Origin of the sequence: Blautia sp. MSK.20.85, from assembly GCF_013317245.1 — a bacterium.
In the GTDB taxonomy this organism is placed as follows: domain Bacteria; phylum Bacillota; class Clostridia; order Lachnospirales; family Lachnospiraceae; genus Blautia_A.
In genome coordinates, this window is the sequence record NZ_JAAIUN010000003.1 from 135,641 (window position 1) to 161,779 (window position 26,139).

Sequence of the window (26,139 nt, forward strand, 5' to 3'; positions counted from 1 at the left end):
GGGTTCAGCCCTTTTTCTTCGTATAAAAGACATTTTTATTCAAAAAAATGGAAAATCCTCTTTACTTTCTTAAGTTAATATAATAAAATCTATAAATATGTGAAAACATACATAGATAAATGAAGGGAGAGAACTATTCTTGACAACAGCACATATTTGTATAATGGCAGCCATTATCGTCTACCTGGGTGCAATGATCTTTGTGGGTTATCTGTGTTCCAAGAACAACAATGACAGTTCTGATTTCTATCTGGGAGGAAGAAAACTTGGACCTCTGGTAACAGCCATGAGTGCAGAGGCTTCTGACATGAGCAGCTGGCTTCTGATGGGATTACCGGGACTTGCTTATCTTACCGGTATTGCAGACGCAGGCTGGACAGCCATTGGCCTTGCCATCGGAACGTACGTAAACTGGAGGATCGTGGCAAAAAGAATCCGCCGTTACACACATGTGGCAGGAAACTCCATTACACTGCCATCCTTTTTCAGTAACCGTTACAGAGATGAGAAGAAGATTCTGCAGTCCATCGGAGCGATTTTTATCGTAATCTTTTTTATTCCGTATACAGCTTCCGGATTTGCAGCCTGTGGTAAACTTTTTGCAAGTCTCTTTGGCGTAAAATATCTGCCGGCTATGATTATCAGTGCATTGGTTATCGTTGGCTATACTACACTGGGAGGATTCCTGGCAGCATCTACTACAGACTTTATCCAGAGTATCATCATGTCCATCGCACTTGTGATCGTATTCGTATTCGGGATCAGCACTGCCGGTGGTATTGAGGCAGTTGCAGACCATGCAAGATCCCTGCCGGGATATCTGACTATGTTTACTACATATGATCCCACAACCGGAACAGAACAGGCATATCCACTGCTTAACATTATTTCCATGCTTGCATGGGGACTTGGATATTTCGGAATGCCACATATTCTTCTTCGTTTCATGGCGATTGAAGATGAAGAGAAACTTACACTTTCCAGAAGAGTGGCAACTACATGGGTAGTGATCTCACTGGCAGTAGCAGTACTGATCGGTGTGGTAGGACTTGGAATGACAGCAGCAGGAGAGTTTGATCTTCTGGAAGGTTCCGCATCTGAGACCATCATCGTTCAGATTGCAAATCTTCTCAGCCAGCACGGTGTGATCGCAGCGATCCTTGCAGGACTTATCCTCGCAGGAATCCTGGCATCTACCATGTCAACTGCAGATTCCCAGCTTCTGGCAGCATCTTCAGCAGTTTCTTCCGACCTTCTCGGAAGCATCCTGAAGGATAAAGAAACCAAAAAAGAAAGCATGGTAGCGGATAAGATCACACTTCTTCTGATCGCAGTAGTAGCTATGTTCATCGCCCGTGACCCGAACAGTTCCGTCTTCACCATCGTATCCTTCGCCTGGGCAGGTTTCGGAGCCGTATTCGGCCCTGTAGTCCTCCTGGCATTATTCTGGAGACGCTCCAACTGGCAGGGAGCCCTGGCAGGAATGATCTGCGGCGGTTCCATGGTATTCATCTGGAAATACGGAATCAGCAAACTCGGCGGCGCCTGGGGAATCTATGAACTCCTTCCCGCCTTCCTGGTGGCCATCGCAGCAAACATCATCGTCAGTCTCCTCACCAAGGCCCCATCCAAAGAAATCACCGACGAATTCGATTTGGTAAACCAGAAATAAAGAATTAAGGATTTTATTCAATAACTTACACTCAAACAAAACAAGCCCGATACAGATTGTAGCCAAGACATCTGTATCGGGCTTGTCATCTTTTTTTATTTATAATTAAATAAAGTCACACAGCCAAAATGTTCTAAGCGTGGCCGGAGGAAAGGGGTGTGGGGAAGAGAAATGGCCTTCGCAACTACGAATGCTTCCCTTCCCCACGCTTTTCACAACTTCCAAATTGCAATAAAATTAGATTATTATGCATTTTCAAGCAGCTTTTTTAACAACTGCTCCATTGTTAAATTCAACACCGGATGCCGCAAATACGGTGCAATCTCCACCATAGGCTTCAACACAAAATCCCGATTCTCCATATCAATATGAGGCACATGCAATACCTCCGTATCAATGATCTCATTATCATAAAACAAGATATCCAGATCCAGTGTCCGTGGCCCCCAATGTATGATCCGCTTCCGATCCGCAGCCTGCTCCAGCACATGCAGCCTGTCAAGAAGCTCCTCCGGACAAAGCAAAGTCCGGACTCTTAAAGCTCCATTGAGAAATTCATCCTGCTCCACACCGCCATAAGGCTCTGTCACAAGATACTCTGAAACTTTCTCAACAACGATCTCTTTCATATCCCGAAGCCCCTGGATCGCATTGTCCAGGTATTTCTTCTTATCCCCCATATTGGAACCAAAAGCAACATAAGCTGTATGCCAGCCTCGGGTAATTTCCACAGCAACGGTTTTCAGTGGAAGGCCTACCGGAGCCCAGGGCTTTTCAATACGAAGGGTGATCTTTTTAAGAAGCGGAAGAGAAAGCAGCAGCAGCTCTGCCAGATTCTCCACAGCAGCCTCCAGAAGTTTGTAAGTGTTTTTCTGAAGAAAATCGGTGATCATATGACTGACTTCCCCATAATTGATGGAAGCAGAAAGATCATCTGCCAGCCCTGCCGGACGTGTCTCTGTATACATAACAGCAGAAACAACAAATTTCTGTCCGAGAGCTGTTTCTTCCGGAAATACACCATGGTTTGCAAAAATCTCAAGATCTCTGATTTCGATTTTATCCATCAGTTCCTCCTAGCGTCCCAGAATAGCTTCTGTCATCTGGATGACGCGTTTATTTTCTTTGATGTCATGAACACGGACAAATGCACAGCCCTTCATAACACCGATCACCGATGTGGCAAGGGTTCCCTCTACACGCTGATCTACAGGAAGATCAAGTGCAAGTCCGATCATGGATTTTCTGGAGGTACCAAGAAGTACCGGATATCCCAGCTTCCGGAAAAGCTCCAGATTATCCATGGTCATCAGGTTCATCTCATATGTTTTACCAAATCCGACACCCGGGTCAAGAATGATCTTGTCATCGGCAATACCGGCACGTTTGGCGATATTGACACATTCCTGGGTTTCAGCCAGCATGTCTACAATAAAGTTGTTATACTCTGTGTTATCTTTGTTATGCATTAAACAGCAGGGAGCATTATATCTGGCAATGACAGGAGCCATTTCCGGGTCGTATTTCAGTCCCCAGATATCATTGATAAGATCTGCTCCATGTTTCAGGGATTCTTCTGCAACACATCCCTTGTATGTATCTACAGAAATCGGGATATCGAAACGGCTTTTTACTGCCTCAATAACAGGGAGTACTCGTTCAATCTCTTCCTGTGCACCAACTGGTGTATGTCCCGGACGGGTTGACTCTCCGCCAATATCCAGGATATCAGCACCCTCGGCGATCATAGCTTCCGTATGTTTCAGGGCATGATCCATATCATTCCATTTTCCGCCATCTGAGAAAGAATCCGGTGTGACATTTAAGATACCCATAATGTATGTTTTGTTTTTTACATCAAACTCACGATTTCCGATTTTCATGAAAAAACCTCCTAATATTGGATCGTCATATTTTTTTTGGCAGGAGACCAGTAACATTCCGGCTCTGCTTTACAGGAAAAACAGTTTCTGGATCTTTTGTCCGCAGTATAGAGCAGTTTTCCAAGAACTGTCTGATCCGTCTGAGCTCTGTGACCACGTATTGCCGAAACGATCGCTTCAATTTCTTCCATAGAAAATCCAAGCTCGTTTAAGATCTGCCCGGCGATAGCAGCACCGGCCTCATCATGAGGAGTGCCATCTTCATACTGTCTGGCCCGTCCGATATCATGAAGAAGGGCAGTACAGTAGATCAGTTCCTTTGAAACCGGAGCATTTTCCTCAAGTGCCCGGATATAGGCAAGGCGTGCCACATCCAGAAAATGCTCCGGTGTATGTCTGCAGAATTCACGGTCAGTCTCCAGAAGCTGAAGCTTATTAAGCTCATTCTGATAGATCGGATGATTCCAGATCTGATTTACTCTGTCCATCAGTCCTTAACCATAGCAAGGAACTGTTTCTGGAGCTCCATATTTTCTTTGAATTCACCTCTGGTGACAGTCGTAACCGTTTTGCTTCCCGGCTTTTTGATCCCACGCATGGTCATGCAGGTATGCTCCGCCTCCAGCATTACCATGATTCCTTTTGGAGCGAGAACACGTTCCAGGGCATCTGCGATCTGCACAGTCAGACGTTCCTGGATCTGAGGTCTTCTCGCGTACACATCAACGGTACGGGCCAGCTTGCTTAAGCCGGTAACTTTGCCATTTGGGATATATGCGATATGAGCTTTTCCGTAAAACGGCATAAGATGATGTTCGCACATGGAATAAAAGGTAATATCTTTTTCCAGGACCATTTCGTTGTTTTCTACATGGAACTGTTTCTGAAGATATTCGTCCGCCTCGTTGTCAAGTCCGCCATAAATTTCCTCGCACATGCGGGCAATACGTTCCGGAGTTCCCTGCAGTCCCTCTCTGTCTACATCTTCGCCGATTCCTTCGAGAAGAAGCTTGATCGCCTCTTCAACTTTTGCTTTGTCTACCATAAATAACAACCTCCATTTGTTAAAAAAATCACGTTTTTCGGAGACCGTCTCTTTTATTTTTGCGCATAAAAAAAGATATCTCCAATTGTAATAGAACGTATGTCGAAAAAGCCCTACACAATATGAGATATTCTCTTATATTGCTGCAACGGGTGCGGATTTCATACCGTAAGACGTACTTTTCGTTCTGGCGACAACTCCCCATTCGCCAAACACTTGACGCATAAAATCCTATTTTGCATATCATTCATTTCATGGACAAGTATACCATATACTGATATAAGAAGGAAGTGAAAATGATAAAAAAATATCACAAAAATAGAGAATATGTTCTATGAATTATGCGATAGAATCTATAGATATGTCGGATTTTTGCAGATTATATTCAGACAGATGGGAAAAGGAATATAAGACAGAAAATTCCCGGAACAGAAAAGACGCTGTTCCGGGATCACAGGGTTGTTAATGGCGTATCATTTTCATCAGATTTACAATACGGTCAAGCCGGGCGATTTCCGTGGTACTTTTTCCTATCTTAAGCACTTCAATAATCGCAGAGATTTCATCAGAGCTAAAATTTAATCCCGCATTTTTTTCCTGAGAAGCTGCGCCCATAATAAACGGCATCAGTTCAGAAGGATTTTTCCCAAGTCCCTGATCAGCCAGATTCTGAAGCATGGAAAGTTTCTGCGGATCCATTTGGGAAAGCTTTGGATTGTTTTTCCAGTCATCACTCATGGATTTTCACCTCCTGACGGTTCCTCATTCATAATTTTTATCATTTGCATGACAGCTATAAGATTTGTAATCTGGTCGATCTGTCTGCGTTTTTCACCACCGCAGCATCTTCGGATATCCTGAAGTATTTCCATCGGATCAGACATGGAAAGACTGGCTGCCTGCATATCCGGATAATTTTTGCGATTTTTGAAGAGGGTCATGGTATTGATCAATTCCTGAGTTTTTGCATACATAGACAGAAACTGCTGGCCAGAGGCAGGTAAATATGGAATCATGGCTTTCAGCATTTGATTCCGGTCACTTTCTACCATCTCATCAAGTGCAGTTCTGGCAACAAAATCCTGTTCCATAAAAAAGTCCTTTTTCATGAAATCTATGTTTCTTCGTGAAAGAATATGACAGAAATACAAAAAGTTTCATATTATAAATGGAAGAATTTATTTTCGGGAGAAAACTATGGAATCAGAAAAAAAGCAAAGGCTTGTGATTGATGGGAATGCTTTTTATGAGATAGATCTGAAGTGTCTGGAAGAAAAAAAGAAGAAACAGGAAGCCGCAAAAAAACACCGGCAGAAAGGGCAGAGGAAGTAACCTCTGCCCTTTCTGCGAATCTTTTTAACAGCAGTTGTTGCAGCCACATCCATTATTTCCGCAGCAGAGCAGAAGAAGGATGATGATCCAGCAGCTGTCATTGCAACAGCCATTGTTATTACCGCATCCGTTATTGCCGCCGCAGCACAGAAGGCAGATGATCCAGAGAATGCAGGAGCAGCTGTTTCCGCCGCCAAACAGGGAAGTTCCCCATCCGCCACAGCCACAGTTATTGCCGCATCCGCAGCCGTTGTTATTACATCCGCAGTTATTGCCACATCCGGAATCACACCCGCAGTCATTACAACCGCAATTTGTAGCCGCTAAGTCACTCATCGATAAGTCCTCCAGAATTTTGTTTACACTTCATCATATGGGTAGGAGATGTCCCTGGTTACAAAAAAGTTGACAGTATTTATTCGTTACGATATAATAAACACAATGTAACACTTTTGTAATTTTTGAAACAGAACTGATATTTTGTTATCGGGCATAAAGAAATGGGGAAAATTATGAAAAATCTCAGAGCAAGACAGTGGATGAAGGGACTGATGCTGGTATGTTTACTTCTGGCCGGCTGCGCTTTTTTTTCACATTCTGCAACTGAAGTACAGGCAGCAACTGCCGGTTTTAAGACAGTTGGAGGAAAGACATACTACATAAAAAGCGACGGTAGCAAACAAAAAGGCTGGCTGACACTTGGAAAATATAAATACTATTTTAATAAAACTACAGGTGTTCAGGTTAAGGGCTGGCTAAACGTAAATGGCCAAAAGACTTATTATTTTACCAGTCAGAAGGGAGTTATGGTAACTGGCTGGCTGACAGATTCCAGGAAGCGGAAACGATATTTTGATCCAAAAACAGGTAAACTGACCAGAGGCTGGATGAAAAACAGTAAAGGTGAGAAATACTATTTTACAAGTGGCGAAGGTATCATGGCTACTGGCTGGTTAAAAAACAGCAAAGGCCAGAAACGGTATTTTCACAGCACTTCCGGTGTAATGGCTACCGGCTGGCTGAAAAATACATCCAAAAATATCAGCTATTATTTTGATCCTGAAACCGGATATATGACTACCGGATGGAGGCGCATCAGCGGAAAGAAATACTATTTTTCTACCAGTAACGGTTCTATGGCTACCGGACTTAAAACTATTGATGGAAAGAAATATTATTTTAAAACAGATGGTTCTATGGCTGTCAGTACAACAGTAACCGTCAGTGGAGTTACTTATACAATTTCTTCGACAGGTGTAGCTACTGTTAAGACAAGCCATTCAAATCAGAATCTGAGTAATGGAAACGTAAAAGTTTATGACACTCAGAATTCCAGATATTACACAATGGTGAAAGAATACAAGACTCATCCGGGAATTGCTAACGGTAAGACAACAGACGAAGCACTTCTGGCTGCATTATGTGAATCCGAAGCAGGAGACCAGGGAAAGATTGGAATGGAAGCGGTAGCACTTTGTGTTCTTAACCGTACAATTAAAAAAGATAAAGAGTTTCCTTCCACAGTTCGCGGTGTAATTTACGAAAGCATGGTAAATGGTACTTATCCGCAATATTCTGTAGTTCGTGACGGAGCTCTTCTGAAACGTCTTAAAGGCAATTTTGAGAACCGCACTCTTGCATATCAGGCAGCAAAAAAAGCAATGACGATTTTCAATAATTATGTCAAGAACGGGAAATCAAGAACTCTGACCGGATTTAAACAGAAAGATTTTAATTATATGTATTTTATGATGAACAGTTCTTTCAAAAAACAACCGTTAACTTTCAGCAAGGTTAAATACGAAGTTTATAAAGATCATACATTTTTTGTAGACTGGGTATAATGATACATTATCCCTGTCAGCAGCAGTACAGCTGCTGACAGGGGCTTTTTTTATCATAGACACAGGGAGGGAAAAATATGCATCCATATTTACAGGTGATCCTGTGGGCAGCAGGAATCGTTGTACTGTTTATTATCCTGATGGCATGGAACAACCATAAGTGGAAAAAAGCACAAAAGAACAGAATAAAGAGAATTTTTGGAAAAATCCCGGAAAGAGAATACTCTCCGGATGATCTGGAGCGTATCTCCCACTATTTTCGCAGAAAAGAAAACGGGAAATTTTATATTGATGATATTACCTGGAACGACCTGGATATGGATCGGATTTTTATACAGATCAATCAGACGGTTTCATCACCTGGAGAAGACGTGCTCTATAATATGCTTCGAAGACCTGTTTTCAACAAAGAAAAACTGGAAGAACGTGAGAAACTGATCCATTTTTTTGATACCCATGAAAAGGAACGGACAGATCTTCAGCTGATCCTGGCTTCCATCGGGAAGACAAGGCTTGGTTCTCTGGCGGATACAGTTCTTGCCCTCAATGATGCACCGGTGATCAATATGAAAATCCATATTCTGATGCTGGCAGCACTCCTTTTGAGTATTTTTGTGCTGCTTCCATTGTATCCGATGGTGGGCTTTCTGGTGTTTATGTGTCTGATGATCGCCAATATCTCAATTTATTATGCCAGTGCAGGGCAGAAAGTTATTGAAACCTATATGGACTGCTTTAACCATCTTCTGAAAATGCTGGAAGCGGCAGACCAGATGCAGATCGTGAAATATCCGGAAGCCAGAAAACAGATGGAAGTGATTGCGGAAGGAAAAAAGGAATTCCGACGTTTCCGAAAAAAAGCCATTCTGATTACCGGAAAAAATGCAGATTCCGGGGACCCTTTCCAATTACTGATGAGTTATGTGCGGATGGTATTTCATGTGGATATTCTGGCATACAATTCCGTATTAAAGGAAATAAAAGATAAGGCCGATACGATCATGCTGCTGATTGATAATATCGGAGAACTGGATGCTTTGATTTCCGTAGCTTCTTTTCGCCGGACACTGACACTCTGGTGTATACCGGAATTTGTCCCGTGGACAGAAGAATCGGATACGGCGGTGCAGCTTAAAACAGAAGATCTCTACCATCCGCTGATCAGAAATCCGGTGGCAAACAGTATCATTGCAACGGGAGGCACTCTGGTTACCGGTTCCAACGCTTCCGGCAAATCCACATTTCTGAAAAATGTGGCGATCAACAGCATTCTTGCGCAGACTATCCACACCTGCACAGCAACCTCCTGTCGGGCACCATTTCTGAAGGTAATGACTTCCATGGCTCTGAGGGACGATATCAGCAGCGGTGAAAGTTATTTCATCGTAGAGATTCGTTCCCTGAAACGGATCCTGGATGAAAGCCGGAAAAAAGAACCGCTGCTCTGTGTGATCGATGAAGTTCTCCGGGGAACCAACACCATTGAGAGGATTGCGGCTTCCTCACAGATCTTAAATGCACTTCGGGGAAACTGGCTGCTTTCTTTTGCGGCAACCCATGATATTGAGATTTCCTATATTCTGGATGAAATTTATACAAATTATCATTTCGAAGAGGAAGTCAGGGAACAGGAAGTGGTGTTTAATTATCTCCTCCAACCGGGAAGGGCAACAACACGAAATGCCATCCGTCTTCTGGATATGCTGGGATATGATCCAAAGCTTGTGAAAAATGCGGGAAATGCAGCGGCAGACTTTGAACGTACCGGTGTATGGACAAAAATTTCTTGCACTGGAGAAAAAGGACAGGTATAATCAGGAACAGCATAACTGTAAATTAAACCAAATCAAGTAAGTCCCCTGCGGGGTTGCGAAAAGCAATAAGCAGTGGGTGGGGACTTGCTTGTATCAGGAGGAGTGCAAGCTCCTCCTGATAAACTGCGGAGCAGTTATTTGGTGTAGAGCTGCGTAGCGAAGCGGATTGCGAATATCCGCTTGACTATTAAATAAAAAATTCATTATTTCAAAATCCAAGGAGAATCAAACATGCAGGTAAAAATCTATACCGACGGCGCAGCACGCGGAAATCCGGACGGCCCAGGCGGCTACGGAGCAGTTCTTCAGTATATTGATACCAAAGGCCAGTTACATGAGCGTGAATTGTCCAGAGGCTACAAGAAAACTACAAACAACCGGATGGAGCTGATGGCAGCTATCGTAGCTCTGGAGGCACTGAACCGTCCCTGCCAGGTGGAGCTGTATTCCGATTCCAAATATCTGGTAGATGCCTTCAATCAGCACTGGATCGATTCCTGGCTGAAAAAGAACTGGAAACGTGGCAAAAACGAAAATGTGAAGAATGTAGATCTCTGGAAACGCCTTTTAAAGGCTAAGGAACAGCACCAGGTAAGCTTCCACTGGGTTAAGGGACATGCGGATAATCCGTTAAATGAGCGCTGTGACCAGCTTGCCACATCCGCTGCAGACGGCGATGAACTTTATGTAGATGAGGGGTTAAACGGATAATTCTGTCACTTTAAGTTGTCAAAGCGATACCAAAATTTCTTGACAAACAAAAAAGCAGTTTGTATACTTCATATAGTATAGTAAAAGGCATGGAAGGGAAGAAGTAACTTAAGGAAAGCCTACAGAGAGCAGCCGGCAGGTGAGAGGCGCAGGGTGGAACTTCTGTGAATACATCCCGGAGCTGCGTACCGAATCTGGCTTTACAGATAGGCTGCGACGGAATAGCACCCGTTATTGTGCTGAAGTGATTTTATATCGTATTATATTGGATATAACAGGATATAGATTCACTTTATGAGGCAGGAAATGCGAGTTTTCTGTAAATTTAGGTGGTAACGCGGGACCCGGTTCTCGTCCTAAACGGACAGGAACCGGGCATTTTTTATATGACTATACAGGAGGAAAGAACAATGACAGTTTGGGAAGAACTGAAAGCACGTGGCCTGATCGCGCAGGTTACAGATGAAGACGAGATCAAAGAGATGGTAAACAATGGTAAAGCTACATTTTATATCGGCTTTGACCCGACAGCAGACAGCCTTCATGTAGGACACTTCATGGCTCTTTGCCTGATGAAGAGACTGCAGATGGCAGGCAACCGCCCGATTGCCCTTCTTGGCGGTGGTACTGGTATGATCGGTGACCCGTCCGGAAGAACGGATATGCGTCAGATGCTGACCAAGGAAACCATCCAGCATAATATTGACTGTTTTAAACAGCAGATGAGCCGTTTTATCGATTTTTCTGATGGAAAAGCACTTATGGTAAACAATGCGGACTGGCTTATGAACCTTAACTATGTAGAGCTTCTCCGTGAGGTAGGCGCTCACTTTTCCGTAAACCGTATGCTGACAGCAGAGTGCTACAAACAGCGTATGGAGCGAGGCTTAAGCTTCCTGGAATTCAACTACATGATCATGCAGAGCTATGATTTCTACATGCTGTATCAGAAATACGGCTGCAATATGCAGTTCGGTGGTGATGATCAGTGGAGCAATATGCTTGGCGGTACTGAGCTGATCCGCCGTAAACTTGGTAAGGATGCTTATGCCATGACCATCACACTGCTTCTCAACTCAGAGGGCAAGAAGATGGGAAAAACCCAGTCCGGAGCTGTATGGCTTGATCCGAATAAGACATCCCCGTTTGATTTCTACCAGTACTGGAGAAATGTAGACGATGCAGACGTTATCAAATGTATGCGTCTTCTTACCTTCCTTCCTCTTGAAGAGATTGATGAGATGGCTAAATGGGAAGGCAATGAGCTGAACAAAGCAAAAGAGATTCTTGCATATCAGCTGACTGAGCTTGTACATGGTGAGGAAGAAGCCAAAAAAGCACAGGAGGGTGCCCGCGCACTGTTCTCAGGTGCAGATACTTCTCATATGCCTACAACAGAGCTTTCAGCGGAAGATTTTGACGAGGAAGGAAAAATCGATCTGATCACACTTCTTGTAAAAGCAGAGCTGGTACCAAGCCGTTCCGAAGGCCGCCGTGCGATCCAGCAGGGTGGTGTATCCATCGATGGTGAGAAACTCACCGACATTTACCACACGGTTGAGAAGGATGCTTTTGCAGGAGACGGGATCGTCCTGAAACGAGGCAAGAAAAAATTCAAAAAGATCTGTGTAAAATAATTTCCCATATCTGTGACATTTCCGGGATAAAGCTACAACATTCCGGAAATGCTGACAGATGGGGTTGACACAAGGAGGATAACAACATGAAAAAGTACGGAGTGAACGAACTTCGTAAGATGTTCCTTGACTTTATGGAGAGCAAGGGTCATCTTGTAATGAAAAGCTTTTCCCTGGTTCCTCAGGGAGACAAGAGTCTTCTGCTGATCAATGCAGGTATGGCTCCGCTGAAACCATATTTTACAGGTGCTGAGAAGCCGCCAAGAACAAGAGTAACAACCTGCCAGAAATGTATCCGTACCGGTGATATCGAAAATGTAGGTAAAACCGCACGTCACGGTACATTCTTTGAGATGCTTGGAAACTTCTCTTTTGGTGATTACTTCAAGAGAGAAGCGATCCACTGGTCCTGGGAGTTTCTTACTGAGGTTGTAGGGCTTGATGCAGACCGCCTCTACCCATCCATTTACCTGGATGATGATGAAGCCTTCGATATCTGGAACAAAGAGGTAGGGATTCCGTCTGAACGTATTTTCCGTTTCGGAAAAGAAGATAACTTCTGGGAACATGGTGCAGGTCCGTGCGGTCCATGTTCTGAGATCTATTATGACCGAGGAGAGAAATACGGCTGCGGCAAACCTGGCTGTACGGTAGGCTGTGACTGCGACCGTTACATGGAAGTATGGAACAACGTTTTCACACAGTTCGAAAACGATGGAAACGGAAACTATACAACACTGAAACAGAAGAACATCGATACCGGTATGGGACTTGAACGTCTTGCTGTAGTTGTTCAGGATGTAGATTCTATTTTTGATGTAGATACTATCTGTGCACTTCGTAATCTTGTATGCGAGATCGCACATAAAGAATATGAGAAGAACTATGCAGACGATGTTTCCATCCGTCTGATCACAGACCATATCCGTTCCGCGACATTTATGATCTCCGATGGAATCATGCCGACAAATGAGGGACGTGGATACGTTCTCCGTCGCCTGATCCGCCGCGCTGCACGTCACGGACGTCTTCTTGGCATCGAGGGAACATTCCTTGCAAAATTAAGCGCACAGGTGATCGAGAGCTCCAAAGCCGGTTATCCGGAACTTGAGGAGAAGAAAGAGTTTATCTTCCGTGTTCTTACAAACGAGGAGAATCAGTTTAACAAGACCATCGATCAGGGTCTCCGCATCCTTTCCGACATGGAAGAGGATATGAAGAAAGCCGGCGAGAAAACTCTTTCCGGTGACAATGCATTCAAACTTTATGATACTTACGGATTCCCTCTTGACCTCACAAAGGAGATCCTTGAGGAAAAAGGCTACGGCATTGACGAGGAAGGATTCCAGAAAGCCATGGAAGAGCAGAGAGTCAAAGCCCGTACAGCCCGTGAAGTAACCAACTATATGGGTGCGGACGCAACTGTATATGATGATATTGATGTCAATGTAACAACTGAATTCGTTGGCTATGATCATCTGACATTTGACTCAAAAGTAACTGTCCTTACTACAGAGACAGAGATCGTGGATTCTCTTACAGAGGGACAGAAGGGTACCGTATTTGTAGAGCAGACTCCTTTCTATGCAACCATGGGTGGACAGGAAGGCGATATCGGTGTGATCGAGACAGCAAATGGCAAGTTTGTTGTTGAGGACACCATCAAGCTCCGTGGCGGCAAATTCGGCCATGTAGGACATATGGAGTCCGGCATGATCTCCACAGGTGAGACCGTATCCCTGAAAGTAAACGAAGATGCAAGAAAAGATACCGAGAAGAACCACAGTGCGACACATCTTCTTCAGAAAGCGCTGAAAACAGTTCTTGGTTCCCACGTAGAGCAGAAAGGTTCTCTGGTAACACCGGACAGACTTCGTTTTGACTTTGCTCATTTCCAGGCTATGACAGCTGAGGAGATCCAGGCAACAGAAGATCTTGTAAACAAAGAGATTCAGGCAGGCCTTGAAGTACACACAGACATCATGGATGTAGAAGAGGCTAAGAAATCCGGAGCAATGGCACTCTTCGGTGAGAAATACGACCAGAAGGTACGTGTGGTATCTATGGGAGACTTCTCCAAAGAGCTCTGTGGTGGTACTCATGTAAAGAATACAAGCTCCATCATGCTCTTTAAGATCGTTTCCGAATCCGGTATCGCAGCTGGTGTACGCCGTATTGAGGCACTTACCGGCAAAGCAGTTATCGAATACTACAGAAAGCAGGAAGAGCTTCTCCATGAGGCTGCAAAAGCATTAAAGGCCAATACAACAGAGGTTGTAGAAAAGATCGGCCATCTTCAGGCTGAGGTAAAAGCTCTTCAGAGCGAAAATGAATCTCTCAAGAGCAAAGCTGCCCAGAGTGCACTTGGCGATGTCATGGATAAAGTTGTTGAAGTAAACGGCGTAAAACTTCTTGCAGCCAAAGTTGAGGGCGTTGACATGAATGGCCTGAGAGACCTTGGTGACAAACTGAAAGAGCAGCTTGGCGAAGGAGTTGTCCTTCTTGCAGCAGTAAACGGCGGCAAGGTAAATCTCCTTGCAATGGCGACTGACGCAGCTCAGAAAGCAGGCGCCCATGCAGGAAATCTGATCAAGGCTGTAGCAGCCATCGTTGGCGGTGGCGGCGGCGGACGTCCGAACATGGCACAGGCCGGCGGAAAGAATCCGGAGAAGGCACAGGAAGCTATGGACGCAGCAGCAGGAATCCTTGAAAAACAGCTCACAAAATAACAAAATTGTGCGTGATCTACAATTTTGACATTTTTTTCATAAAAATCGAAAAAGATGTTGACGAAACCACATGTTATGCTATATAATAACACTCGTGCAAGAAAAATACCCAGACAGTTGTATTTTAGCACAATCTACAACTGGAGGGAGGTTAGGTGTGAGTCTATGTCAAACGTTATCGTAAAAGAGAACGAGACTTTAGATAGCGCTCTTCGCAGATTCAAGAGAAGCTGTGCTAAAGCGGGAATCCAGCAGGAAATCCGTAAGAGAGAGCATTACGAGAAGCCAAGCGTTCGTCGTAAGAAAAAATCTGAAGCCGCAAGAAAACGTAAATATAATTAATTGTGCGCAAAAATCCCTGGCTGTATGGTCAGGGATTTTTAATTAAATAGAAACAGGAACGTTTGACGAAGGAAAGAAATATGAATTTGTTTATTAAACTGATTATCAAACCATTGCGATCGCTCCTTAAATTATTATTTAATCGAATTTTTTATGTAGCTCTGGCTCTTGTTGTGCAGCTGGCATGGCTGCTGATCGCCCTTTTCCGGCTTATGGAATACTCCAGATGGGTGACGATCGGAATGCAGGCCATAGGTTTTCTGGTTGTTCTGTGGATCGTAAATAAAAAGATCAATCCATCTTATAAGCTCGCCTGGACGATGCTGATCCTTATTTTTCCGGTATTTGGTGTTTCCCTGTACCTTCTTTTCGGTAAGTCACGGATCGGCGCTGTAATGGAGCAGCATTATCAGAATCTTATTGATGAAACTGCTGAATACCTGGAAGGCTCAGAGCTCACAAGAAAACGTTTAAACGAAGACGACCGTTCCATGAGGATCCAGTCGGATTACATCTGGCAGTATTCAAGATATCCGGTTCACGAGAATACCACAGCAGAGTATTTTCAGGTAGGAGATGATATGTTTCCGGTTCTGGTGCATGAACTGGAGCAGGCAAAGCATTTTATTTTTATCGAATATTTCATCATAAATGACGGGGTAATGTGGCAGACGATCCTTAATATCCTTGAAAAAAAGGCTAAAGAAGGAGTGGATGTCCGACTGATCTATGATGGCTTCGGCTGCCTTACCACATTGCCATACAAGTATGATAAGGAGATGCGCCGGCGAGGAATCAAATGCGAAGTATTCAACCGGTTCCGTCCGATTCTTAATATAATCCAGAATAACCGTGACCACCGTAAGATCTGTGTGATCGATGGCTGGACCGGTTTTACCGGCGGCATCAACCTGGCTGACGAATATATCAATCAGCGAAAACGGTTTGGCCACTGGAAGGATACAGCCGTTATGCTGAAAGGAGAAGGCGTCTGGAATATGACAGCTATGTTCCTGTATATGTGGGGAATCGTTACCAGAACAGATACTTCTCTTGATTTCGGAAATTATGTTCCGCACAGGTGGCACCCCAACGAATTTCCGGGAAACGGTTATGTCCAGCCATTCTGCGATTCCCCCCTGGACGATGAGATCGTAGGAGAGAACGTTTATCTTAATATTATCAATCGCGCCAAAAACTATGTTTATATCTGCACACCATATCTGATCATAGATAATGAGATGATGACCGCCCTGTGCCTCGCTGCAAAAAGCGGTGTGGATGTCCGGCTCATGACACCAGGTATCCCGGACAAAAAAATGGTATTCCTGCTGACACAGTCTTATTATAAGCAGCTTCTGGAAGCAGGTGTAAAGATCTACGAATACCAGCCGGGATTTTTACATGCAAAATCTTTTGTCTGTGATGACAAAGTAGGCGTCGTAGGAACCATAAATCTGGATTACCGAAGCCTTTATCTGCATTTTGAAGATGGTGTCTGGATGTATAAGAATGATGTGATCCTGGACATCCGGGATGATTTTACAGAAACCCTGGAGTACTGTGATCCCATTGATCTGGCATTCTGCCAGAAGAGAAATATTGTGGTACGTGCCATTCAGAATGTATTGAGAGTTTTTGCACCGCTATTATAAAAACTCTTTGACAGACAACTGTAAATTCTGTATGATATATCAGACGGGAGTTCAATGCTCCCGTCTGATATTGTCTAAAGAAAAATAATTTATAGATACATATGAAATTTTTAGTTATTGGAGGAATTGATTTGAGCCAGAACAAAGAAACAGAGATCCAGCTTCAGTACATTGAAAAATGTAAAGAGCTTCTTGCCAAAAGCAGTACGAAACGTCCCACCTTCCACATCCAGAATGAAGGATGCCAGATGAACTCCATCCAGACAGAGTCTATTGCGGCCATCATGGAAAAAATGGGATATGAAATAGTAGATACCGAGGATGCTGATGCAGTTGTATTTAACACCTGCACAGTCCGGGAAAATGCCAATCAGAAGATTTACGGACACCTGGGACATTTAAAGAGCATCAAGCGCAACCACCCGGATATGAAAATCGTACTGTTTGGATGTATGATGCAGGAACATCACGTAGTGGAAAAGATCCGTAAGGATTATAAATATGTAAATCTTGTATTCGGAACTCATAATATCCATAAATTCCCGGAACTTTTTTACCGGGCACTGCAGACTGATGACCAGATCATTGATATCTGGAAAGAATCTGATGAGATCGTGGAAGGTATGCCAACCTCCCGCAAATATTCCTTCAAGACAGGTGTCAGTGTAATGTTTGGGTGCAATAACTTCTGCAGCTACTGTATTGTTCCCTATGTTCGTGGCCGCGAAAAGAGCCGTGAGCCCCAGGCCATCATCCGTGAGATCGAAGAGCTGGTAGCAGATGGCGTTACCGAGATTATGCTCCTTGGCCAGAATGTAAATTCCTATGGAAAAACGTTGGAAACACCGGTGACATTCTCACAGCTTTTGAAAGAAGTAGAGAAGATCGAGGGACTGAGACGTATCCGTTTCATGACCTCCCATCCCAAAGATCTTTCGGATGAACTGATCCAGACCATGGCAGAGAGCAAAAAAATCTGCCATCATCTTCATCTTCCGCTGCAGTCCGGAAGCAGCAGAGTCTTAAAAGAAATGAACCGCCGCTATGACAAGGAGAAATATCTTCAGCTTGTAGATAAAATCCGTGAGGCAATTCCGGATATCTCTCTGACAACTGACATTATGGTTGGTTTCCCTGGAGAGACAGAAGAAGATTTCCAGGAAACACTGGATGTGGTAAGAAAAGCCAATTATGATACCGCCTTTACATTTATTTATTCCAAGAGAAGCGGAACTCCGGCTGCCGGTATGGAAAATCAGGTACCGGAAGATGTGGTAAAAGACCGGTTCAGCCGTCTTCTTTCCCTGGTGCAGGAAAAAGGCCGTGAGAATTCTTCCCGTTTCCAGGGAAGCGTACAGGAAGTCCTGGTAGAAGATGAAAACCGTGAGAAAGGTACTCTTACAGGCCGTACCCAGCATAATCTTTTGGTACATTTTCCGGGAGATAAGGAACTTATCGGTAAATACGTAAACGTAAGCCTGGATACCTGTAAAGGATTTTATTATTTTGGTCATATAGTAGAAGAGTAAATTTTGGTTAATATAAGTTTATACTGCCCGTTCATCCGATCATCGGTAATGAGCGGGCTTTTTTATTGTACGATTTATGTCGGCGGTAAAAAATTTCAGTTTCCTATTGACAAATACCCCTTGAGGGTATATATTGTTCCATGTAAAGCAGATACCCCATGAGGGTATTTTGAGAAAGGAGAGACAGCCCATGTCTGAAAAGAAAGCCTGTCCCTGCTGCAGTGAAAAACACACTGCCCGTTCAGAAGAGGAGAAAAAAAAGCTGATCAATCGCCTGAAGCGTATTGAAGGCCAGATCCGGGGAATTATAGGAATGATGGAAAACGATGCCTATTGTAATGACATTCTGATCCAGTCTGCAGCAGTCAATGCAGCAGTTAATTCATTTAATAAAGAACTGCTTGCCACCCACATTCGAACCTGTGTTGCAAGAGATATCCGCGAAGGCAAAGATGAGACCATTGATGAGCTTGTGGCAACCCTCCAGAAGTTGATGAAATAAAGGGACATAATTTATTTTAGGAGGTACTGAAAGGAAATGGAACAATATAATGTTACCGGTATGAGCTGCGCTGCCTGCTCAGCCCGTGTGGAAAAAGCTGTATCTAAGGTTCCGGGAGTGAACAGCTGCTCGGTCAGCCTTCTGACCAATTCTATGGGAGTGGAAGGAACCGCTTCATCCAGCGAAATCATTGCTGCTGTGGAAGCGGCCGGATATGGCGCATCTTTAAAAGGCGCTGCCGGAGAAAAAATCTCCATGTCTGCAGCGGAAGAAGCGCTGGAAGATCATGAGACCCCGGTTTTGAAAAGGCGCCTCATCGCATCCGTAGGATTTTTGCTGGTGCTGATGTACTTTTCCATGGGACATATGATGTGGGGATGGCCGCTGCCGAAATGGTTTGACGGCAACCACGTTGCCATGGGACTGGTACAGCTGCTTCTTGCAGGAATCATCATGGTGATCAACCAGAAATTCTTTATCAGCGGATTTAAGAGTCTGTGGCACCGTTCTCCGAATATGGATACTCTGGTAGCACTTGGTTCCATGGCATCTTTTCTGTGGAGTGTCTATGCACTGTTCGCCATGACAAGAGCGCAGGTAGACGGAGATTCTGCCGCAGTTATGAATTACATGATGGATTTCTATTTTGAATCCGCGGCCATGATCCTGACACTGATCACTGTAGGAAAAATGCTGGAGGCCCGTTCCAAGGGAAAAACAACCGATGCACTGAAAAGCCTCATGAAGCTGGCTCCGAAAACTGCAGTTGTAGTACGAAACGGACAGGAACTTACCGTTCCTATTGAACAGGTTCAAAAGGGAGAAACTTTTGTTGTCCGCCCGGGAGAGAATATTCCGGTAGACGGAGTAATCCTGGAAGGAACTACTGCAGTTAACGAATCCGCGCTGACCGGTGAAAGTATTCCGGTTGACAAAGAAGCCGGAGATATGGTTTCTGCGGCAACTGTGAACCAGTCCGGATTTATCAAATGTGAAGCAACCAGAGTCGGAGAGGATACCACCCTTTCCCAGATCATCAAAATGGTCAGTGACGCGGCAGCCACAAAGGCACCGATCGCAAAGATCGCAGACCGTGTTTCCGGAGTGTTTGTACCGGCAGTGATCACCATTGCAGTGATCACAACGATCATCTGGCTTCTTACAGGCCATCCTTTTGGTTATGCACTGGCAAGAGGAATTTCCGTGCTGGTTATCAGCTGTCCCTGTGCACTTGGCCTTGCAACACCGGTTGCCATTATGGTCGGTAACGGTATGGGCGCCAAGAACGGAATTCTTTTCAAAACAGCAGTTTCTCTTGAGGAAGCAGGAAAAGTCCAGATCGTCGCACTGGATAAAACCGGAACCATTACAAGCGGTCAGCCGGAAGTAACTGATATTCTTCCGGCAGAGGGAATTACAGAGACAGAACTTCTCACACTTGCCTGCGCTCTGGAGAAAAAAAGTGAACATCCTCTGGCAAAAGCAGTTCTCAAAAAAGCAGAGGAAGAGAAAATTACTGCAGGTGAAGTAACCGGATTTCAGGCGCTTCCAGGAAACGGACTTTCTGCTGTACTTGGAAGTGATAATCTGACAGGTGGAAGCATGAAATTTATCAGCAGCAAGACGAAGGTTTCCCCAGATCTTAATAAAAGAGCAGAGCAGCTTGCGGAGCAGGGAAAAACCCCTCTTCTTTTCACCAGAAACGGAAAACTTCTGGGAATTATCGCAGTTGCGGATGTGATCAAGGAAGACAGTCCCCGTGCAGTAAAAGAGCTCCAGAACATGGGAATCCGCGTGGTTATGCTTACCGGTGACAATGAGCGTACCGCAAAAGCCATCGGGGCCCAGGCAGGAGTTGACGATGTGATCGCGGGAGTACTTCCAGACGGAAAAGAGAGTGTGATCCGTGCCCTGAAAGAGCAGGGGAAAGTTGCCATGGTCGGTGACGGTATCAACGATGCGCCGGCACTTACAAGAGCAGATATCGGAATTGCCATCGGTGCAGGAACAGACATTGCCATTGATGCGGCAGATGTTGTTCTGATGAAGAGCCAGTTAAGTGATGTTCCGGCTGCAGTACGTCTGAGCCGTGCCACACTTCGGAATATCCACGAGAATCTTTTCTGGGCATTTTTCTATAATGTGATTGGGATTCCGCTGGCAGCAGGTGTCTGGATCCCGATCTTCGGGTGGACACTGAATCCGATGTTCGGAGCCGCAGCCATGAGTCTTTCCAGTTTCTGTGTTGTAACAAATGCGCTACGACTGAATCTGTTTAAGATCCATAACACAGCCAGAGACAAAGCGATTAAAAATCCGGTAACATTAAACATCACTCATGATGAAAATAAAAAAGAAGAAAAGGAGAACAAAACAATGGTAAAAGTAACAGTAAAGGTAGAAGGAATGATGTGCGGACACTGTGAGGCACACGTAAACAAAGCAATCCAGGCGGCTTTCGGTGCAGAGGACGTGGTATCTTCCCACGAGAACGGAACGACTGTATTTACAGTACCTGAGAAAGTTGACGAGGCAAAAGTCGAAGAGGTGATCAAAGAGGCTGGTTACGAGTTCAAAGGAATCACTCAGGAATAATAAAAAACGTATATTTGTCAAAGAATCAAGGCATTTAAACAATCTGAAAAGAAACAGTTCTGCATAAAAACAGAGCTGTTTCTTTTTTCTGTGTAATTGTATAGAAACCGGTATTCCGAAATATAATAAACAGAGAAAACGAATGTTGTCCTCAGATTTTCCCAGAGCAGAAAGGAGAATATTTTTGAAAAAAGATACCAGAAAACTGATCACCTGTATTGCAGTGCCCCTGGCAACAGGAGCTGTTTCCGGATTTTTTACCAGAAATGGAATGAAGGTATTTGCAAAATTAAATAAGCCGCCCTTATCACCACCTGGATGGCTGTTCCCTGTTGTATGGACGATCCTTTTTATCATGATGGGAATTGCTTCTTTCCTGATCGCATCCAGACCAAAAAGCAGAGACAGGGACAGGGTTCTTGCCTTGTACGGGATTCAGCTTGCCGTGAATTTCCTGTGGCCGTTTTTCTTCTTTGGAGCGGGATGGTATGGTTTTGCGTTTCTCTGGCTTATTTTTTTGTGGGGACTTGTGTACGGCTGCATCCGTACATTCGGGAAATTTTCCCGGAACGCTGCGTACCTGATGATCCCATATCTGGCATGGCTGACTTTTGCCGGTTACCTGAATCTGTTTATCGCACTCTGGAACTGACGGAACTTCTGTCACATACAGAAAATGTTTTCTGCTTTTATAAATCCGGCTAATATCATTATAATTTATTCTGAAAAAGCAGGAATATCCGCTGAATTGATTGTTATTTTCCGTTCTCTTATGCTATACTGGTAGCGATTATGGATGTACGAACGATGATAGGAATCGTTAACACTATGGAAGCAGAGAGGAGCACATTATGAGCGGATTTTTTGGAGTAGCATCGAAAAGCGACTGCGTACTGGAACTTTTTTACGGAGTGGATTATCATTCTCATCTGGGAACACGCCGCGGCGGTATGGCTGTTTACGGAGAACATGGATTTGACCGTGCCATCCACAACATTGAAAACACACCTTTCCGTACAAAATTTGACGGGGATGTGGGTTCCATGAAGGGAAATATGGGAATCGGATGTATTTCTGATTATGAACCTCAGCCCCTTCTGTTCAGTTCCAGGATTGGAAGCTTTGCCCTTACCTTTGTGGGAAAGATCAACAATTATGATGAACTTCTGCAGCGGATGTATGATACGACCAAGGTACATTTTCAGGAGATGACCAACGGAACTGTCAATGTGACAGAGCTGATCGCTGCCCTGATCTGTGAAAAGGACAATTTTGTGGAGGGTATCCAGTATGTCCAGGGTCTGATCGACGGCTCCATGACGCTGCTTCTCATGACAAAAGACGGAATTTATGCAGCCCGGGACAAGATGGGCAGAACTCCGGTGGAGATTGGCCACAAAGAGGGGTCCTACTGTCTGTCCTTTGAGAGTCATGCCTATATTAATCTGGGTTACGAAGATTATAAGGAACTTGGCCCCGGAGAGATCGTATTTGTAACAGCAGACGGAGTTAAAACTCTGGTTGAGCCTGGAAAGAAAATGAAGATCTGTTCTTTCCTCTGGGTTTACTACGGATATCCGACAGCATCTTATGAAGGTGTAAATGTAGAGGAGATGCGCTATCGCTGCGGAAGCATGCTTGCAAAGAGAGACGGAGATTCTGTTCACCCGGATATTGTAGCAGGTGTTCCGGATTCCGGCATTGCCCATGCCATCGGATATGCAAATGAATCCGGTATTCCTTATGCAAGACCATTCATTAAATATACACCAACCTGGCCGAGATCTTTTATGCCAACCAATCAGAATCAGCGTAACCTCATCGCGAAAATGAAACTGATCCCGGTACGTGCGCTGATCAAGGACAAGAAACTTCTTCTCATTGATGATTCCATTGTACGTGGTACCCAGCTTCGTGAGACAACCGAATTCCTGTACCGTAGCGGTGCGAAGGAAGTTCACGTTCGTCCTGCCTGCCCGCCGATCATGTACGGATGTAAATACTTAAACTTCTCCCGCTCCAAATCCGAGATGGAGCTGATCGCACGTCAGGTCATCGAGAAGAGAGAAGGACCGAACTGTCCGCAGGAAGTCCTGGATGAATATGCAGATCCGCATACAGAGAAATATGAGCAGATGGTGCAGGATATCTGTAAGATGCAGAATTTTACCAGCCTTCGCTATCACAGACTGGACGATCTTCTGGAATCCATTGGAATCGATCCGGATAATATATGTACATATTGTTTCAACGGAAAAGAATAAAAACGGAAAAGAATAAAAATACACAAAAAAAGCTTCCCTGCCAGAGCTACTTCTGGCAGGGAAGCTTTTTGCTTTCTGAATATCAGTTATTTAGTAATAATAATATCTTGTATACATACGGTAAATGTTATGAGGAAAAGTATATCTTTTTCCTTTATAAACTCTGTATGGCACAACATAGAAATAAGTGTTGCCTGAGGAAGTTAAACTTTTGACTTTTACAGAAGTTGCATTGGCAGATAAAGTTGCATAACGTTTGTAACCGGAATTGGAACTGGTAGATTTATAAACATAATATCCACTGATTCCATAAAGCTTGGACCATTTAACTGTCAATGTTGATGCTGTGCTTGATACAGTAGTTAATGTTCTTGGGGTGCATACAAATGCATCCGAATCGATACTGTAAATTCGCTGTCCATTTACCCATCTGTAGCTGTATACGGATACAAGATAAGCTGTGTTCGCACGTTTGTTTGTATAATAGTTGTTGTTGTACCTTCCACTGAGATGAATGGAAGATGCTTTCTTTTTACTGCAGTTATAGATCCGAACTTTGTATCCATCTGCATTACTTACAGATTTCCAGCTGAGAGACATACGTCCGCTACTGGTCATCTGTGCACTTCTTAAGGTCGGGATCGCCGGGCGGGTGGCCGCAGAAACCGGAATCGCAGATGAAATAAGCATCATAACTGCAAGCATACAAACCAAAAGTTTTTTGAATTTTTTCATTATTCATACCTCCTTCGTAGTTATAAGAAAATTATAAAATAGTAACGAATTTCTGTCAACATTTCTTTATAAGATTAGTTATTTTTGTCCTTATTTATTTTCACAAAAAGTTATAACAGCATTCATTTTGGCAATTAGTCAGAATGCTTTGGATGCGATACAATAAAATCACGAAGAACAAACATCGTGAAAAAAGAAAAAGGAGCGAATACATTATGGTAAAGTTATATGATGGCGGCGCATATCTGGTAAATGGAACAGAGATCGTACCGGAAGCAGAAGCAGCCAAAGTGGAAGCATTCACTGGAAAAAAAGCAGAGAAATCTGAAGCAAGAAAGGGCACCATGGCTTACGGCATCATGGAGGCACACAACACATCAGGAAACATGGAAAACCTGAAACTGATTTTCAGGGAAATTATTACAAAGATAACACAGAATTTCAGAAACAGGGTCCCATTACAAAAGTAGTGATGAACCATGATACCAGCAAAATGGTAAGTTCCATCCACGAAGCCCTTGTAAAATGTGGCGCACACGATGCTCTGGTACCGATGATCGAGGATGGAACCATCACAAACATCCAGTCCTCCGGTGTCCGTGAAAAGATCGGTGAAGCCATCTCCGCAGGAAAATTAAAAGGACTTGCCATCATGCGTTCCCATGGCGGACGTATCCGTGCCATCCAGACCGGTGAAACGGTAATCGATATCTCCTTTATCGGAGCGCCGACCTGTGATGATTACGGAAACTGTAAAGGCGTTGGCGGAAAAAGCGACTGTGGTGTCCTTTCCTATTCCTTCGTAGACGGAAACCATGCCAACAAGGTAGTTGCTGTTACAGACTGTCTGGTGCCGTTCCCGAATTATCCGGCAGATATCAACATGACAAAAGTTGATTATGTCTGCGTGGTAGATCAGATTGGTATTCCGGAAAAGATCGCTTCCGGTGCAGCGAAACCAACCACAGATGTGAGAAAGCTGATGATGGCGGATTACTGTACACAGGTTGTTGTAAATACTCCGTATTTCAAAGATGGTTTCGCATATCAGACCGGTGTTGGAGGTGCATCTATCGCATCTGCGGCATCTCTCGTAAAGATCATGAAAGAGCGCGGGATCAAGATGGGATTCGCAGTGGGCGGTATGTCCAAAGGCATGTGTGACCTTCTGGATGAGGGCCTGGTAGGAAAACTTCTGGATACACAGGATTTCGATACTTCCGCAGTAGAATCCGTAAAACGTCCGAACCATCACAGGATCAGTGCCGGCGCTTACGCAAATCCATTTAATAAAGGTGCATTTGTGAACAAACTGGACTATGTAGTCCTTGCCGCACTGGAGATCGATGTAAACTTTAACTGCAACGTTGTTGTGGGTTCTGACGGTGTGATCACAGGTGCACAGGGCGGCCATCCGGATGCAGCCATGGGCGCAAAATGTACCATCGTGATCTCTCCGCTGGTACAGGGACGTATCCCGGCGATCTGCTCCAATGTTACAACCGTTACCACACCAGGTGAATCTGTAGATATTGTTGTCACAGATTACGGTGTTGCGGTAAATCCGGCACGTCAGGATCTTCTGGATGCACTGAAAAAAGCAAACTGCGTACCGTTAAAGACCATTGAGGAACTTCGCGATATCGCATATTCTATCACAGGTGAGCCTGAACCGGTTCAGTTTGGTGACAGAGTTGTAGGTATTATCGAAGGTCGTGACGGCACCATCATGGATGTTGTCCGCCAGGTAAAACCATTTACCTTTAAAAAAGCATAAATCAAATCTATTGTTAACCACCCACAAATTATAAACCTCTCTATGAAAAGAAAGCTCTGCTGCCATGGAGCTT

The 26,139-nt window shown here is 44.2% G+C and carries 23 protein-coding genes, 1 pseudogene, 1 riboswitch and 1 other annotated feature; of the genes and pseudogenes, 16 read left to right on the top strand and 8 right to left on the bottom strand.

Features of this window, described 5'->3' with window-relative positions:
* The first annotated feature begins 163 nt into the window (after positions 1–163).
* Positions 164–1,672: a sodium/proline symporter PutP gene (gene putP, locus G5B12_RS02890; protein ID WP_174087718.1), complete on the top strand. Its 1,509-nt coding sequence runs from the start codon at positions 164–166 to the stop codon at positions 1,670–1,672.
* A 245-nt stretch (positions 1,673–1,917) separates the two neighbouring features.
* Here putP and folK read toward each other — a convergent pair whose 3' ends face one another.
* From folK to G5B12_RS02920, 6 genes are all read right to left on the bottom strand, one after another.
* Positions 1,918–2,739: a 2-amino-4-hydroxy-6-hydroxymethyldihydropteridine diphosphokinase gene (gene folK / locus G5B12_RS02895; RefSeq protein WP_021976433.1), complete on the bottom strand. Its 822-nt coding sequence runs from the start codon at positions 2,737–2,739 to the stop codon at positions 1,918–1,920.
* A gap of 9 nt (positions 2,740–2,748) precedes the next feature.
* Positions 2,749–3,555 (bottom strand): dihydropteroate synthase, encoded by an 807-nt coding sequence (gene folP, locus G5B12_RS02900; protein ID WP_021976434.1) that lies wholly within the window; start codon positions 3,553–3,555, stop codon positions 2,749–2,751.
* Positions 3,556–3,566: 11 nt separating this feature from the next.
* Complete coding sequence (locus G5B12_RS02905; RefSeq protein ID WP_118071432.1) at positions 3,567–4,043, bottom strand: HD domain-containing protein; 477 nt, start codon at positions 4,041–4,043, stop codon at positions 3,567–3,569.
* A complete protein-coding gene (gene folE / locus G5B12_RS02910) occupies positions 4,043–4,600 on the bottom strand; it encodes a GTP cyclohydrolase I FolE (protein ID WP_021976436.1) in 558 nt (185 codons plus the stop codon). Before folE ends, G5B12_RS02905 begins: the two co-directional genes overlap by 1 nt.
* A gap of 144 nt (positions 4,601–4,744) precedes the next feature.
* Positions 4,745–4,841, bottom strand: a riboswitch (THF riboswitch).
* A 221-nt stretch (positions 4,842–5,062) separates the two neighbouring features.
* A complete protein-coding gene (locus G5B12_RS02915; protein WP_174087706.1) occupies positions 5,063–5,338 on the bottom strand; it encodes a hypothetical protein in 276 nt (91 codons plus the stop codon).
* On the bottom strand, positions 5,335–5,691 hold the full coding sequence (locus G5B12_RS02920; protein WP_021976438.1) for a hypothetical protein: 357 nt from the start codon (positions 5,689–5,691) through the stop codon (positions 5,335–5,337). Before G5B12_RS02920 ends, G5B12_RS02915 begins: the two co-directional genes overlap by 4 nt.
* Positions 5,692–5,797: 106 nt before the next feature.
* Between G5B12_RS02920 and G5B12_RS17775 the strand changes: the two genes are divergently transcribed.
* The gene (locus G5B12_RS17775) at positions 5,798–5,932 is read left to right on the top strand and encodes a hypothetical protein (RefSeq protein WP_021976439.1); all 135 of its coding nucleotides are present in this window, start codon (positions 5,798–5,800) and stop codon (positions 5,930–5,932) included.
* 24 nt (positions 5,933–5,956) lie between these two features.
* On the opposite strand, the gene G5B12_RS02925 is transcribed toward G5B12_RS17775, so the two are convergent.
* Positions 5,957–6,268 (bottom strand): hypothetical protein, encoded by a 312-nt coding sequence (locus G5B12_RS02925; RefSeq protein ID WP_118062878.1) that lies wholly within the window; start codon positions 6,266–6,268, stop codon positions 5,957–5,959.
* Positions 6,269–6,444: 176 nt separating this feature from the next.
* Between G5B12_RS02925 and G5B12_RS02930 the strand changes: the two genes are divergently transcribed.
* The 12 genes from G5B12_RS02930 (at position 6,445) to G5B12_RS02985 (ending at position 23,554) form a co-directional block, all read left to right on the top strand.
* Positions 6,445–7,776 carry a cell wall hydrolase gene (locus G5B12_RS02930; RefSeq protein ID WP_242997006.1) on the top strand — a complete coding sequence of 444 codons (1,332 nt, stop codon included), beginning with the start codon at positions 6,445–6,447 and terminating at the stop codon, positions 7,774–7,776.
* A gap of 77 nt (positions 7,777–7,853) precedes the next feature.
* Entirely contained in the window at positions 7,854–9,590 is a 1,737-nt protein-coding gene (locus G5B12_RS02935) for a MutS-related protein (RefSeq protein WP_174087707.1), read from the top strand.
* Between the two features lie 231 nt (positions 9,591–9,821).
* The gene (gene rnhA, locus G5B12_RS02940; protein ID WP_021976937.1) at positions 9,822–10,301 is read left to right on the top strand and encodes a ribonuclease HI; all 480 of its coding nucleotides are present in this window, start codon (positions 9,822–9,824) and stop codon (positions 10,299–10,301) included.
* 81 nt (positions 10,302–10,382) lie between these two features.
* Positions 10,383–10,663, top strand: a binding site (T-box leader).
* Between the two features lie 48 nt (positions 10,664–10,711).
* Positions 10,712–11,938 (top strand): tyrosine--tRNA ligase, encoded by a 1,227-nt coding sequence (tyrS, locus tag G5B12_RS02945; RefSeq protein ID WP_174087708.1) that lies wholly within the window; start codon positions 10,712–10,714, stop codon positions 11,936–11,938.
* A gap of 86 nt (positions 11,939–12,024) precedes the next feature.
* Entirely contained in the window at positions 12,025–14,667 is a 2,643-nt protein-coding gene (alaS, locus tag G5B12_RS02950; RefSeq protein WP_129975869.1) for an alanine--tRNA ligase, read from the top strand.
* Positions 14,668–14,832: 165 nt separating this feature from the next.
* Entirely contained in the window at positions 14,833–15,009 is a 177-nt protein-coding gene (gene rpsU, locus G5B12_RS02955; RefSeq protein ID WP_004222305.1) for a 30S ribosomal protein S21, read from the top strand.
* Between the two features lie 80 nt (positions 15,010–15,089).
* A complete protein-coding gene (cls, locus tag G5B12_RS02960; protein ID WP_174087709.1) occupies positions 15,090–16,664 on the top strand; it encodes a cardiolipin synthase in 1,575 nt (524 codons plus the stop codon).
* Between the two features lie 101 nt (positions 16,665–16,765).
* Positions 16,766–18,193 carry a tRNA (N6-isopentenyl adenosine(37)-C2)-methylthiotransferase MiaB gene (gene miaB, locus G5B12_RS02965; RefSeq protein ID WP_174087710.1) on the top strand — a complete coding sequence of 476 codons (1,428 nt, stop codon included), beginning with the start codon at positions 16,766–16,768 and terminating at the stop codon, positions 18,191–18,193.
* 190 nt (positions 18,194–18,383) lie between these two features.
* Complete coding sequence (locus tag G5B12_RS02970; protein WP_021976942.1) at positions 18,384–18,695, top strand: metal-sensing transcriptional repressor; 312 nt, start codon at positions 18,384–18,386, stop codon at positions 18,693–18,695.
* 36 nt (positions 18,696–18,731) lie between these two features.
* Positions 18,732–21,290, top strand: a complete 2,559-nt coding sequence (locus G5B12_RS02975) for a heavy metal translocating P-type ATPase (protein WP_174087711.1) — start codon at positions 18,732–18,734, stop codon at positions 21,288–21,290.
* A gap of 184 nt (positions 21,291–21,474) precedes the next feature.
* The gene (locus G5B12_RS02980) at positions 21,475–21,942 is read left to right on the top strand and encodes a TspO/MBR family protein (protein WP_021976944.1); all 468 of its coding nucleotides are present in this window, start codon (positions 21,475–21,477) and stop codon (positions 21,940–21,942) included.
* 199 nt (positions 21,943–22,141) lie between these two features.
* The gene (locus tag G5B12_RS02985; protein ID WP_021976945.1) at positions 22,142–23,554 is read left to right on the top strand and encodes an amidophosphoribosyltransferase; all 1,413 of its coding nucleotides are present in this window, start codon (positions 22,142–22,144) and stop codon (positions 23,552–23,554) included.
* A 90-nt stretch (positions 23,555–23,644) separates the two neighbouring features.
* Here G5B12_RS02985 and G5B12_RS02990 read toward each other — a convergent pair whose 3' ends face one another.
* Complete coding sequence (locus G5B12_RS02990) at positions 23,645–24,289, bottom strand: fibronectin type III domain-containing protein (protein ID WP_118071427.1); 645 nt, start codon at positions 24,287–24,289, stop codon at positions 23,645–23,647.
* 215 nt (positions 24,290–24,504) lie between these two features.
* On the opposite strand from G5B12_RS02990, the pseudogene G5B12_RS02995 reads away from it, so the two are divergent.
* Together G5B12_RS02995 and citF are read left to right on the top strand one after the other, a co-directional pair.
* Positions 24,505–24,699, top strand: a pseudogene (locus G5B12_RS02995) (hypothetical protein); the annotation flags it as partial.
* On the top strand, positions 24,666–26,066 hold the full coding sequence (citF, locus tag G5B12_RS03000) for a citrate lyase subunit alpha (RefSeq protein ID WP_174087719.1): 1,401 nt from the start codon (positions 24,666–24,668) through the stop codon (positions 26,064–26,066). The pseudogene G5B12_RS02995 and the gene citF, both read left to right, overlap by 34 nt.
* The last annotated feature ends 73 nt before the right edge of the window (positions 26,067–26,139 follow it).

Coding starts and splice junctions, on each gene's coding strand:
- putP (WP_174087718.1), top strand. CDS start 164: ATGGCAGCCATTATCGTCTACCTGGGTGCAATGATCTTTGTGGGTTAT.
- folK (WP_021976433.1), bottom strand. CDS start 2,739: ATGGATAAAATCGAAATCAGAGATCTTGAGATTTTTGCAAACCATGGT.
- folP (WP_021976434.1), bottom strand. CDS start 3,555: ATGAAAATCGGAAATCGTGAGTTTGATGTAAAAAACAAAACATACATT.
- G5B12_RS02905 (WP_118071432.1), bottom strand. CDS start 4,043: ATGGACAGAGTAAATCAGATCTGGAATCATCCGATCTATCAGAATGAG.
- folE (WP_021976436.1), bottom strand. CDS start 4,600: ATGGTAGACAAAGCAAAAGTTGAAGAGGCGATCAAGCTTCTTCTCGAA.
- G5B12_RS02915 (WP_174087706.1), bottom strand. CDS start 5,338: ATGAGTGATGACTGGAAAAACAATCCAAAGCTTTCCCAAATGGATCCG.
- G5B12_RS02920 (WP_021976438.1), bottom strand. CDS start 5,691: ATGGAACAGGATTTTGTTGCCAGAACTGCACTTGATGAGATGGTAGAA.
- G5B12_RS17775 (WP_021976439.1), top strand. CDS start 5,798: ATGGAATCAGAAAAAAAGCAAAGGCTTGTGATTGATGGGAATGCTTTT.
- G5B12_RS02925 (WP_118062878.1), bottom strand. CDS start 6,268: ATGAGTGACTTAGCGGCTACAAATTGCGGTTGTAATGACTGCGGGTGT.
- G5B12_RS02930 (WP_242997006.1), top strand. CDS start 6,445: ATGAAAAATCTCAGAGCAAGACAGTGGATGAAGGGACTGATGCTGGTA.
- G5B12_RS02935 (WP_174087707.1), top strand. CDS start 7,854: ATGCATCCATATTTACAGGTGATCCTGTGGGCAGCAGGAATCGTTGTA.
- rnhA (WP_021976937.1), top strand. CDS start 9,822: ATGCAGGTAAAAATCTATACCGACGGCGCAGCACGCGGAAATCCGGAC.
- tyrS (WP_174087708.1), top strand. CDS start 10,712: ATGACAGTTTGGGAAGAACTGAAAGCACGTGGCCTGATCGCGCAGGTT.
- alaS (WP_129975869.1), top strand. CDS start 12,025: ATGAAAAAGTACGGAGTGAACGAACTTCGTAAGATGTTCCTTGACTTT.
- rpsU (WP_004222305.1), top strand. CDS start 14,833: ATGTCAAACGTTATCGTAAAAGAGAACGAGACTTTAGATAGCGCTCTT.
- cls (WP_174087709.1), top strand. CDS start 15,090: ATGAATTTGTTTATTAAACTGATTATCAAACCATTGCGATCGCTCCTT.
- miaB (WP_174087710.1), top strand. CDS start 16,766: ATGAAATTTTTAGTTATTGGAGGAATTGATTTGAGCCAGAACAAAGAA.
- G5B12_RS02970 (WP_021976942.1), top strand. CDS start 18,384: ATGTCTGAAAAGAAAGCCTGTCCCTGCTGCAGTGAAAAACACACTGCC.
- G5B12_RS02975 (WP_174087711.1), top strand. CDS start 18,732: ATGGAACAATATAATGTTACCGGTATGAGCTGCGCTGCCTGCTCAGCC.
- G5B12_RS02985 (WP_021976945.1), top strand. CDS start 22,142: ATGAGCGGATTTTTTGGAGTAGCATCGAAAAGCGACTGCGTACTGGAA.
- G5B12_RS02990 (WP_118071427.1), bottom strand. CDS start 24,289: ATGAAAAAATTCAAAAAACTTTTGGTTTGTATGCTTGCAGTTATGATG.